This window comes from Marinomonas pontica (genome assembly GCF_026191375.1).
GTDB classification, from domain to species: Bacteria; Pseudomonadota; Gammaproteobacteria; order Pseudomonadales; family Marinomonadaceae; genus Marinomonas; species Marinomonas pontica.
Window position 1 is genome coordinate 120270 of record NZ_JAODTL010000054.1, and the last position, 11594, is coordinate 131863.

The 11594-nt window shown below is 45.1% G+C and carries 12 protein-coding genes; 4 read left to right on the plus strand and 8 right to left on the minus strand.

Annotated elements, in window-relative coordinates:
* Window positions 1-79 precede the first annotated feature (79 nt).
* A complete protein-coding gene (locus N5P32_RS16340) occupies window positions 80-1804 on the minus strand; it encodes a tannase/feruloyl esterase family alpha/beta hydrolase (protein ID WP_265730080.1) in 1725 nt (574 codons plus the stop codon).
* Window positions 1805-2160: 356 nt separating this feature from the next.
* On the opposite strand from N5P32_RS16340, the gene N5P32_RS16345 reads away from it, so the two are divergent.
* The 3 genes from N5P32_RS16345 (at window position 2161) to N5P32_RS16355 (ending at window position 4553) form a co-directional block, all read left to right on the plus strand.
* Window positions 2161-3447, plus strand: a complete 1287-nt coding sequence (locus N5P32_RS16345; RefSeq protein ID WP_265730081.1) for a cation:proton antiporter — start codon at window positions 2161-2163, stop codon at window positions 3445-3447.
* A 243-nt stretch (window positions 3448-3690) separates the two neighbouring features.
* Window positions 3691-4098, plus strand: coding sequence for an alpha/beta fold hydrolase (locus N5P32_RS16350; RefSeq protein WP_265730082.1), 408 nt, complete (start codon window positions 3691-3693; stop codon window positions 4096-4098).
* Between the two features lie 62 nt (window positions 4099-4160).
* A complete protein-coding gene (locus N5P32_RS16355) occupies window positions 4161-4553 on the plus strand; it encodes an alpha/beta fold hydrolase (protein WP_265730083.1) in 393 nt (130 codons plus the stop codon).
* A gap of 23 nt (window positions 4554-4576) precedes the next feature.
* Here the strand turns inward: N5P32_RS16355 and N5P32_RS16360 are convergent, their stop codons facing one another.
* The 7 genes from N5P32_RS16360 to rluF form a co-directional block, all read right to left on the minus strand.
* Entirely contained in the window at window positions 4577-5176 is a 600-nt protein-coding gene (locus N5P32_RS16360) for a PqiC family protein (protein WP_265730084.1), read from the minus strand.
* 39 nt (window positions 5177-5215) lie between these two features.
* Window positions 5216-6862 carry an intermembrane transport protein PqiB gene (pqiB, locus tag N5P32_RS16365; RefSeq protein WP_265730085.1) on the minus strand — a complete coding sequence of 549 codons (1647 nt, stop codon included), beginning with the start codon at window positions 6860-6862 and terminating at the stop codon, window positions 5216-5218.
* Window positions 6813-7916 (minus strand): PqiA/YebS family transporter subunit, encoded by a 1104-nt coding sequence (locus N5P32_RS16370; protein ID WP_265730086.1) that lies wholly within the window; start codon window positions 7914-7916, stop codon window positions 6813-6815. Before N5P32_RS16370 ends, pqiB begins: the two co-directional genes overlap by 50 nt.
* A 340-nt stretch (window positions 7917-8256) precedes the next feature.
* Window positions 8257-8649 (minus strand): hypothetical protein, encoded by a 393-nt coding sequence (locus N5P32_RS16375; protein ID WP_265730087.1) that lies wholly within the window; start codon window positions 8647-8649, stop codon window positions 8257-8259.
* On the minus strand, window positions 8639-9154 hold the full coding sequence (locus N5P32_RS16380; RefSeq protein ID WP_265730088.1) for a hypothetical protein: 516 nt from the start codon (window positions 9152-9154) through the stop codon (window positions 8639-8641). The genes N5P32_RS16375 and N5P32_RS16380 overlap by 11 nt, the downstream gene beginning before the upstream one ends.
* 133 nt (window positions 9155-9287) lie before the next feature.
* Entirely contained in the window at window positions 9288-9641 is a 354-nt protein-coding gene (locus N5P32_RS16385; RefSeq protein WP_265730089.1) for a DMT family protein, read from the minus strand.
* Window positions 9642-10046: 405 nt separating this feature from the next.
* The gene (rluF, locus tag N5P32_RS16390; RefSeq protein ID WP_265730090.1) at window positions 10047-11051 is read right to left on the minus strand and encodes a 23S rRNA pseudouridine(2604) synthase RluF; all 1005 of its coding nucleotides are present in this window, start codon (window positions 11049-11051) and stop codon (window positions 10047-10049) included.
* Window positions 11052-11294: 243 nt separating this feature from the next.
* On the opposite strand from rluF, the gene N5P32_RS16395 reads away from it, so the two are divergent.
* Window positions 11295-11594: cytochrome b (locus N5P32_RS16395; protein WP_265730091.1), on the plus strand; the 300-nt coding region annotated here is incomplete at its 3' end.

Sequence of the window (11594 nt, forward strand, 5' to 3'; positions counted from 1 at the left end):
CAGTAAATGTGACAGATACCTATAAAAAAGCCTGCTTAAATAATCAAGCAGGCTGAGGGAGGGATAAATAGTAATAGCTCTATTTTAACGGCACTTCACAAGCAAAACTCTTCGCGCTTTCGACATTCCCTTTCCCGTCATAGGTTGCCACGCTTGGGTACGGACATAATGGACGCGTGCGTGTGGCGCTCCAAGATACTGGCAGTTCTTCATTTACGCCACCAGGATTGCCCTCTCCACGCGCAGTAGCAATCACTTGTGTCGGTTTTTCGCCCTTTTCAACCCAAGCGACCAAAGGCGTCAACATATCAAACTGATCTGTTGCTTGACCTCCGCGACAGTGCCCCATTCCTGGAACAGGATAAAACTGTGCGAAATCACTAGCATGCCCATTATTCTTCGCGTTCAAAGCCTGATACCAAGTTTCGGTATCTTGCACTGAAAAAATCGCATCAGACACACCGTGATACACCATAATTTTGCCACCGCTATCGCGCAACGCAGACATATCTTCAGGGTTCGGCGGTGTCATAAAATCCATCGCCGACTCTTTATAGACACTACTTGTGGTGCTCACTTTTTTAGCAAGATCGTCAATATTGGCCTGCCAGACAAAATTTTCGCCGTTAAAGTTACGAATACTGTGGTCTTTCAATGCCACTGGAGGGGTATTAAAAATCATTGCCACCGCCCCAGAATCACGTTGTATTGGGGCAGTGTACTCCCACATCATGTGGTCGCTGTTATTTATCCCTGCATCATAAGGAAACGACGAATAAAAACGTTTTCCATCGCTCGTTGTGACGCCTTTAAAAATGGTGTCAACCGCGTCTTTTTGGGGATGGGTCAAACAAGCACCATCACGCTCAGCCTTACAGGTTGGCACATCGTTTTGTAAACTAAACGCCGTCTGACAAGCGCGAAAATCTTGAATCATTCCGTCACTGACACCGTCTAGCCCATCACATTTCGCCAAAATAGCCTTAGACACTGTCGTTCTTTCAGCTAAGGTAAACGCCGTCTTCAGATCCGCTTTATCTGTGTCCGGTATAGACGCATACACTTGTGCCCCCGCAATGCTTGCTACAGCCGCCAATGGCAATCGATACCCTGGCGCTCCAACTAAAATGCCATCGTAGTCATTTGCGTAGCGCGTTGCCGCGACCATGGCATGACGACCGCCATTCGAGCACCCGGCGAAGTAACTTCGATCCGGTCCACGACCATACATTTGATGAATCACTGTTTTGGCCATAGGTGTGAGCTTGGCCACGGCCTGATAACCATAATCCAGCCTAGCCTGCGGATCATAAGCAAACGTCGGAATCCCTCGACTGTGGCCAGCATCGGAGCTGATAACGGCAAAGCCTTGCAATAAAGCCCCTGTTATCGGCCCTCCTCCCAACGCACCTTCTGCTGTTTTTACCGCGCCGTCTAAGCCACCATTACCTTGATATAAAAAACGGCCATTCCATTGTTTAGGCAAACGCATCTCAAAGCCAATGGCATACGCTTTACCATCTACTTCACCAACGCGTTCATACATTTTTCCTTTTACTAAGCAATGTTCTTCGACATCACTGCTTGCTAATTTCAGCCCCCCTTTTGCCACCGTTTCGATGGAGTCTATGACAGTATTTTTCGCCGTCAAAAGAGACGAAAGCCCCTCGCAACTAGACGCCAGAACCGACGGTTGTGCAGGACTCAATTGAGGCATATCCGAGGCGGTTGCGACACCACCATAAAGGGCAAGACCGCTGATTGTGGCGGTAAGTAAATGATGCTTAGAGGAGCGATGACGCATAACAGAAATCCTTATTCTTGTTGTTATAAATTATAGATAAATATAATTGTTTCTACATTCAACAGAATAGGTAAATTAGTGCCAAAAGAAGAATAAAATTTCTGCTCGAGGTATTCAAAAAAGCACAGCACCACCCCATTTGAGTGGTAATTTTCCTACACAAAAAGCAAAAACCAGCAAAAAAAGATAGATTTTGAAATTAAATTTCCTGTTTTTGATCAAATTTGCCGATCAGGGTCAATTTTCATACAGGGAAACAGTGACAGAGCGAAATTCTAGGGATAACATACTGCCCCAGCATCCCCGTGCACCCCTTAAACTCCCAACAATAATATTGAAAATGTTAAGGTTCTCGAATGAACGCTTGGTATCTCATCTGTTTTTTATCGGCATTAGCGGTCTTTATTGCTTTTACCAACCAATACATACTAAAAATGCAAACAACCATTGCCATCACAACTGGCTCTGTTGTTATCTCCCTACTTTTGATTCTAGCGGTAAAAATGCTGGGCGATGAGACCGCTCTGTTTATTACTCAAGTTGTCTCCGGAATAGACTTTAATCAGCTTTTATTAAAAGGCATGTTAGGGTTTCTTCTGTTTGCAGGCGCTTTAGAGATCGACCTCGCAGCACTGAAAAGGCAACGCTGGGAGATCACCGTACTGGTGCTATTCTCCACATTAGTGTCCACTTTTCTTGTGGGCTACATGAGCTATTTCACATTTGAACTACTCAACTTCCCTGTTCCTTTTATCTACTGTTTGTTGTTCGGCGCGCTCATCAGCCCAACCGACCCGATTGCAGTATTGGCGATTATCAAACAAATGAGCGCCCCACAAGGCATATCCATTCAAGTAGAAGGTGAATCCTTGTTTAACGACGGCGTGGGCTTGGTTATTTTCACCACTATTTTTGCCGTTGCTTTTTACGGAACAGAGGCCAGCTTCAAAGAAGTCGCGGAACTGTTTTTAGTGGATGCCATTGGCGGCATAGTCTTCGGTCTTGTTATTGCTTTGGTTGGCCACTTCGTCATCATCAATTGCAAAGACATCAACACCCGTTTGCTGGTTACCTTAACCATACCGTCTGCGGGTTTTGCTCTGGCAAACATTTGGGAAATTTCCGGGGCGTTAGCAATGGTGACGAGCGGCATTTTGCTCGGTAACATCACACGAGCGACCGCATCAAAGCGCCGTGGCCCAGATGGAACACGTTATGTGAAAGATTTCTGGCATGCGACAGACAGCTTCTTAAACGCCTTACTTTTCCTAATCATAGGTATGTTGATCGTTACCATGCCGCTAACATGGGAAATAGTTGGCATTGGCCTAGTTATGGTGCCCATCGTCCTTTTGGCTCGATTCATCAGTGTAGGAAGCCCTTATCTGGTCTTCAAACGTTACCGTGAATACGATAAGCATTCTGTAAAAATCCTAACATGGGGCGGGTTACGAGGCGGCCTTGCACTGGCAATGGCGGCAGCGATTCCATCCAATCAACTTTTCATTGAAGGGTTAGATCTCGCACGACATCATGGTCATCATTACCTACGTGGTGGTTATTTTCTCTATCATTGTTCAAGGTTTGACTATTTCGCCACTTATTCAGAAAAGCATTCAAGCAGCGAAAGAAAAGCAAAATAACTGAGAACCGCATTAACAAAACAATCGAAAGTAAAAAGGGTCGACTTAGGTTGACCCTTTTTACTTCATCGTCACAAATCTCTTATACCCTCAACAATCCTTGTCATAGATCACGAAAACAAAAACGCCTCTGCTATAAAATAGCGTTATAACAATAATTATCTATACACAAACTACGCCATCAACGCGTAGCACGACGGCGAGTATTAGCCTCCATCCGAATTGTATCGAGAGATAAACATTGTGACATCCACTCTGCATAATGAACACACGGCTTCTGTAAACACAGCAAAACGCAATAACCTACACATCACAGGCAGCGGTGAAAAGATCATCATTTTGGCCCACGGTTTTGGCTGTAACCAAACCATGTGGCGCTTCCTTTTACCTGAATTAGAAAAGAATTATCGCGTTATATTATTCGACTATGTGGGTTGTGGTAGCTCAGACTTTACCGCGTATGAGGCCGATCGCTATCAGCGTTTAGAAGGTTACGCGTTAGATGTTATTGAAATTTGCGATGACTTAGACATACAAAACGTGATCTTTGTTGGGCATTCTATCAGTAGCACCATTGGCTGGATTATCGCAGACCAACGACCAGAGCTTTTTCCCACCTTATCTCGATCTGTCCATCACCCTGCTTTTTGAATTGCGACCCACAGTACCAAGGTGGTTTTGACCGTCAGGATTTAGAAGGATTGGTCGAGCTTATGGATAAAGATTACATTGGCTGGGGAAACTATTTAGCACCGCTTGTGATGGGAAGTGATCTCGCTCCCATAGGACCAAGCATGAACGACAGCGACGCGTTGGTACATCACTTGTTAACCAGCTTTTGTTCTACAGATGTGACCTATTCAAAACCATTTGCCATCGCGACGTTCTTTTCCGATTACCGAACATTGCTGCCTAAAATCACACACCCTTGCTTGCTATTGCAAAGCTCTAACGACGCCTTAGTGAAGGTATCGGTTGGAGAATATACCCAGCAACACCTCAGCAATGCGACACTGGAAATCATTGAAGCGAAAGGACATTGTTTGCATATGACACACCCAATTCATGTCCTCAATCACATTCAGTCTTTCCTGGCACAACACTAGAGTCCCTAAAGGCTAAAGTATTTTTAGGGATGAAATACCTTAGCCATTTCTTTAGCCATAGGATCAATGACCTTATCAAACCAGCTGGCCGACAAAGTTTGTACCATGGTCGAATAACCGTCAGACGTGAGTTCGCTTTGCACGTAAAAGGTATTTGATGCCGATAACTCGCCATTGGCGGAAATCATCTGCCAACGCCCAGAAATGTGCACAATACCCTCTAAATCCGCATAAAAATCATCAACCTCGATATTCAAAAAAGCAATGGCATAAGACGGTAAGCGCTGCCCTCCAAACCAGGTAATATTTGGTAAGGTTTTTTCCAACCGTTGCTGAGTCAAACGCGTCAGCTGAGGCGATAACGTTTCAGCCCAAAGGTTACTTTGTGAGCGATGAACATCACCTTGCTTCGTAACAAGTACAATTTCATTTCCTGCCAGATAATTCGCAACCACAATCGGCATTAATTGCACCGAAATACGACGGGTTGACTGCGGTTGCGCACTTTTCAGCCCTGCGTCCATAAGCAAATACTCATAACTTTGTACCGCCGGTGCTGAACACCCAGCCACAAAACTACAGGCTAACAATAACCACAGCACTTTCACACTCATCTTGTTCATTCATGTCCCTCTGTGAATACTCTACCAAGCCGTCATGGATTATCGTGCCGCTTTTGGCTGTACATCGCCGCGCGGTTTAGTGTCAAAAATCAACGTATTTGGATTCTCCCTCAGCTGACGCAATAAAGGTTGTAACTCGTTCAAAGCACGACCTAACGACACCATATTTTCTCTTAATGGCCGGCCTATCTGACCATTCGCTTGATACGTCTCCAGAGTTACATTCAACTCATTAATAGTAGCGATTAGCTCTGTAGGGATCTGCTGAGTGTCTGCATTATTCAACAACTGCGCCACACTTTTACTGACGGCTTGGAGTTGATGTAATGTTTCGTTGGCCTCATTCATGGTCCTATTAAGCTGTTCAAACGTACTGTTCAACGGTAGCTGAGACAAATTATCAAGAATGCCGCCCACTTTGCTTTCAATATTCGCGAACGCATCGGGCGCAGTTGGAAACACTTTATAGCCCGAAAACTCCTTCCACCTTACTGGCGGCGGATTGTTCACAAAGTCGATATTAATGACCTTGGCGGCATTAAGGTAATTGCCAATTTTTAGTGTCGCGCGCACACCGTTATTAATACGATCGTCAATAAACGCATTCCACTTTGATAACGACATCGCACCAGTGGTATTCAAAGAGTTTAAACGCTGAGGTTCAATGCGAGCGCGAACTGGAATCAAAGGCGTGTCTAATGAGGTTAATGAATCCATAGGAATGCCACTAAAAGGCACGTCTAACACCGTTCCTATTCGCACACCACGAAACTCAACCGCAGCACCAGGAGTCAATCCACTTACATTGCTGTCAAAGAGAAACACATAGTTGATAAATTCATTATACATGTTGTTCGTGGCGCTCTCTTTGGAAGAGTACAAACGAAATGACGTCATATCCTCCACAGGTTTACCCGCTGTTCGTCCTTGCGGCAAACCAAAAGAAATACCACCAGAAATCAAGGTTTCTAATGAGTCTAAACGTACCTCAAAGCCACTGGCGGAACTCTTAAACGACAACCCTGGCGTCATCCAAAACTGCACATCGCTGTTCACCAAGGCATCATAAGGAGAACGAATAACCACGCGATAGGTAATCGCGCCTCTGTCCGTGTCAAATCCTACTTTCTCGACATACCCCACTTCATAGCCACGAAAATGAACAAGCGCCCCAACGTCCAATTTTGAGCCTTCTGTACTCGATAAAACCAACCGAACGCCTTCATTCTCTGTCGACAATGGCGGTTGGTTTAGCAACGTAAAATCGGTCTGTAAACGCCCTTTAACGCCCGGCGTCATATCAATATAAGCACCCGACAACAAAGTCCCAAGGCCACTCACACCCTCTTTCCCTACTCTTGGTTTCACCACCCAAAATTTGGCATCACTGCGCAACATTTGTTGCGTGCCTTGGTTCATACGAATTTTAATAATGGCGTTTTCATAGTCATCGCTCAAACGAATATCGATCACTCGCCCAACGTCAACATTTCGGGATTTCAGTTTCGTTTTTCCCATTTCTAGACCATCAGCGTTGGCCGCCACCAAGGTAATAATTGGGCCTTGGCTTGACCAATTCTGGTACAGCATCCAACCGGCCACCATCAGCGCGATTAAAGGCACCAGCCAAATAGAGTTAAACCGAACCTTGCGTAAATTTTCGACCTGTGTATTTTGTTCGCTCACTCTTCACTCCTTCTAAAGACGCCCCAGTTACATCGTCTTTGTCCCATAACAATCTGGGGTCAAACGCCATAGCGGCTAACATAGTCAGCACAATAACCGCCGTAAATGACAACACAGCGGGGCCGGGTAAAATCGACATAAAATTGCCCATTTGCACTAAGCTGGTCAAAATCGCCACCACAAAAACATCGATCATTGACCAACGCCCCACCAATTCAGTCAAGCGATACAAGGTGATTTTTTGCTTGGTAAGACGGCGGCTAGGATAACGGCTCTGCCAACACAACCAGCCTAATGACAATACTTTCGCGATAGGGATAACCACACTGGCGAACAAGATAATCAAAGCCACAGGGTAGGACCCTAACGACCACAGCAATAAAACGCCTCCCATAATAGTGGACGGCTCAGTACTGCCTAAAAACGTAGTTTGCATAATGGGGAAAACATTGGCAGGAATGTACATCACCAAAGAAGCGACCAACAAGGCAACCGTCGTATTGATACTTCGAGGTCGACGACTGTAAACCGAATGCCCACACCGATTGCAATGGGTCGCATGGCCCGATAAAGTCGCGCCGCAAAAATGACAACCAATCAACCCTTGCTTCTTCGCCGTCATCGCCAACGCAGAATGCTCAGCAGAACGCCCCGCGACTTTATTCCAAAGCCAACGTTTATCGACCAAAACCATGGTTTTTAATAACAAAATAACGTAGCCGCAAAACGCCCAAAAAGACAGTTCCAAAGAAATGTCTGCCAAGCTACTCATTTTCACCAGAGCGACCAAAATGCCCACCAGAAAGACATCAACCATCAACCAAGGCTCAATCACCAACAGCCAACGCACGCAGTAATGCTGCACAAACTTTAAAACGTATTGATGTTGAAATGACCAGACGAGAAATAAGATAGCCAACAAATACACGACCGGAAAAACAAACAACGCCAAACTGAGCAGAATACTCAGCACAAGGTAGCCTTGGCTTAGTAACACACTCGAGGTATCAAACAAACTAACCGTTCGTTCAATGCCGTTACTCGAAAACCCCAAAAAGAGGAAAACTCAGAGACATCGCCAGCATCAACAACGCCGACAAACCTGACCCCCATAATCCTAACGGAAACATGTTTATGAACATTAACCAAGACGTGAGCACAGCGCTGACAACGAAAACGTTCTCCACGACGCAGTGGTGGAATGCTATTGACAAAATCGCACTCTTCACAAGCCGTTATATTTTCATAAAACACAGGAAGACTCATATTCAGGCCAACTACCACCACAGATAAAAATCACGCTTAATCAGGGAAAAAAACCGCCGGTTATTAATAGGTTGTTCATCCACTTCCCTTTTCCTAATAATAGGCCATCCGACACAAAACACGCAGCGTTAACCTAGATTAGCCGCGGGTAAATACCCTCGTATACGCGCTGGCAATCTTGCTAAAAACATTCTGCGCACGGCTTGCCAATAGATAGACAGCATCAACAAAGACACCCCCATAACCACACCCGTCACCGCCAAACTGTACCCCACACCGCCGTAATTCTCGATCAGGCTAGACAAGGCATACATAACGTACATCAGCGAAGACACCATGAAAGCACGACGATCAATAGAAATCGACAACACCGTCATGAAAACGTACAACACCACAATCAACACCATAATGTTCAGACTGTCGTTTCCATCCAACACACCCAGACTGGAAAAAACCGGATGAATCATCAAAGGCGCGGCCAATAAATGCAGCCAAAACGCCACATCCGATTTACGTGTCACACGACGCGTATCTGCAGCATCCCAATACATAGCAAAATAAAAAAGCTAAGCAACCGCACACAAACAAGGATGAAAGCAACACGGTAGGACTCTGCGGAAACACACTAATAGCAATCGACGCCAATAACGCCAACGCCGCACCCGTGCCGACAGCAACCGTGATAGGCACCTGAAAGCGACGCCAATGAAGATAAGCGGCCAAGGTTGAAAGTGACGTTGAAATAATCGCAGAGGAAGGCATATCGCCACCCAATAACGACTCAGAAAACGCAAACACACCACCCACAAATCCAAGCAATAACACAATCGCAGGCAGCGCCATTTTTCGCTTCAACACGAACACATCCGACAACCCCCAAGACAAGGCAGCGAACACAAGATACCCCAAACTGTCGTTAAACGCTTGAACCACCCACAACGAAGAAAACAGCAACAGCCCGCACGCAATCACAATAAAAATATCATTAAAGCCACCGACCAATCGGAAGTTTTCTTCATCGACCAAGGGCGCCCCCTTCGTCCGACGACATAAGACGGCGAAACTCGTCAACCGACGAATCGCTAAAAACGCCCTGCTTAACGGCCAAATTCAAATCTTCATCGGTATACATATTCATCCTTACAATAAAACGGGAGACTCAAACATTGAACTTACTGCGAAACGCAAAATACACAGCGCCCACTAGACACAAGCCAGCCCAAAGGTAATCCAACTTAAGTGGCTCCTTTAAGTAATACACAGAAAACGGCACAAAAATCATCAACGTAATGACCTCTTGCATGATCTTTAACTGTCCCACATTTAACGCCGTATAACCAATGCGATTGGCAGGCACTTGCAACAAATATTCAAATAACGCGATGCCCCAACTGACCAAAGCCGCAATGATCCATGGCTTGTTATTAAGCTCTTTTAAATGAGCGTACCAAGCGAATGTCATAAAAATGTTACTGCAAATCAATAAAGACACACTCAACGCGATTGGGTTCATACACACTCTCAAAATGATGAATAACGAAAGCGAAATTTAACACCACACGCAAGCATTACAGAATAGCATTCGACCCAAGGGCTCGGTTATTTTTGCCGTCTTAGGAACAAAATTTGTCATTTTTAAAAACAAAAAAAGAGGAACGTTTTCACGTTCCTCTTGCTGGAAAGCCTTTGGGCCTAAGGATACATCATTGGGCCACCGGGCATCGTGTATTTATGTAGATTTCTAACCATAGCGACACCCTCTTTTACCCTAAAACCATCTTAAAAATTTATTGCCTAAAACAAACCACCTGAGGTAATTACCAGCAAAGATTCACAGTCTGACGGAAAAACAATCACAATACTGACACAAGCAAAATACCAGATAATCCAGCGTGAAATGTGAACACGGCGCTCTCAGCTATGGCCGATTTGAGCGTTGCGGTGCTTTGCCTCTTGCTGGACGCTTGCCATTCTTCGCCGGCTTTCCATGACCTTTTGGCGCGCCGCTTGGTTTACCGGATGGCTTCTTACCATCACCAAAAGGGCGTCTGTCTTTCGTCCGAGAAGTAGATGGCTTCCGCCCTTCTTCTTTAGGAAATTTAGTATTGCTTTTTGAAGGTGTGGATTTTTTGGGCGTTGCTGTGACACGTGTGTTTTTGCGCGGCGCATTACGTGACTTTTTCGCTGGTGCACTGGCTTCCGAGGAAGAATCTTCAATCGATTTAAGCAATACCGACAGCTCTTTTTGCGTCAAATCTCGCCATTCACCAACAGGAATGCCTTTTAGACTCACATTCATAATACGAGTACGTTCAAGCTTCATGACTTCATAGCCAAAATGCTCGCACATACGACGAATCTGACGATTCAAACCTTGCACTAACGTGATGTTAAACACATTAGGCGCCACCTTAGTAACTGGACACTTCTTCGTCATCGTCCCTAAAATCGGCACACCACCCGCCAAACCCGCAATAAAGTCATCGGTGATCGGTTTATTCACGGTCACTAAATATTCTTTTTCGTGATTATTACCGGCACGCAGCACCTTGTTAACCAAATCCCCGTTATTGGTCAGAAAGATAAGACCTTGAGAGTCTTTATCCAAACGGCCAATAGGAAAAATCCGCACACCATGACTGACAAAATCCACGATGTTATTTTTCTCAGAGCTTTCCGTTGTGCTCACAATTCCAACGGGTTTATTCAACACAATAAACACAAAATCATCCGCGTCTTGCGGCTCGATGATTTGCCCATTCACTCGCACCGTATCACCGGCAACCACCTGATCACCCACAGAAGCGCGCTTGCCATTGATGAACACATTACCTTGCTCAATAAAGCGGTCAGCGTCCCTTCGTGAGCAGATACCACTTTCGCTGATGTATTTATTTAAACGAGTAGAAGAAGCATTAAACATAAAGTGCTGTTTTACCTAATAGAAAGCCTTTCAAACCAAGAAAGTACCAAAACTGAATGAATCGTCAACAACGAGATGGCGCACATTATATAGGAAACGCCATGAGCATTTTAGGGAGATAGGCAGAAATCTAAAAAATATACTCAATGCATTCGTCGTTAAGAAAACCTTAATCTTGCCTCGCTAAAGTTCACTGGTAAAAGCGCAGCCACTGCATCAACAGCTTAAAGATGGAGATTTAAAATGCAAAACCAAGAAAGAACCTACAACACAGCACAAATACTACTGCACTGGGCCATTGCAGCCTTAATTATTTTCAACTACTTCGTTAGCGAAGGAATGGGACGCGCTTTTCGTCAACATCTAGACGACAGCACAGCAGGCTATAATTTGGTTGCTTCTCTGCATGTCTACGTTGGCTTAGCCATTATTGCTCTGGTTCTACTCCGAATTATCGTTCGCTTCCTGTCTAAAAAACCAAAACAGCCGCAACGAACTTACTCGACCGAGCGTCTCGTATTGTCCATGAAATCTTATTATACT

Coding starts and splice junctions, on each gene's coding strand:
- N5P32_RS16340 (WP_265730080.1), bottom strand. CDS start 1,804: ATGCGTCATCGCTCCTCTAAGCATCATTTACTTACCGCCACAATCAGC.
- N5P32_RS16345 (WP_265730081.1), top strand. CDS start 2,161: ATGAACGCTTGGTATCTCATCTGTTTTTTATCGGCATTAGCGGTCTTT.
- N5P32_RS16355 (WP_265730083.1), top strand. CDS start 4,161: ATGGATAAAGATTACATTGGCTGGGGAAACTATTTAGCACCGCTTGTG.
- N5P32_RS16360 (WP_265730084.1), bottom strand. CDS start 5,176: ATGAACAAGATGAGTGTGAAAGTGCTGTGGTTATTGTTAGCCTGTAGT.
- N5P32_RS16385 (WP_265730089.1), bottom strand. CDS start 9,641: ATGAACCCAATCGCGTTGAGTGTGTCTTTATTGATTTGCAGTAACATT.
- rluF (WP_265730090.1), bottom strand. CDS start 11,051: ATGTTTAATGCTTCTTCTACTCGTTTAAATAAATACATCAGCGAAAGT.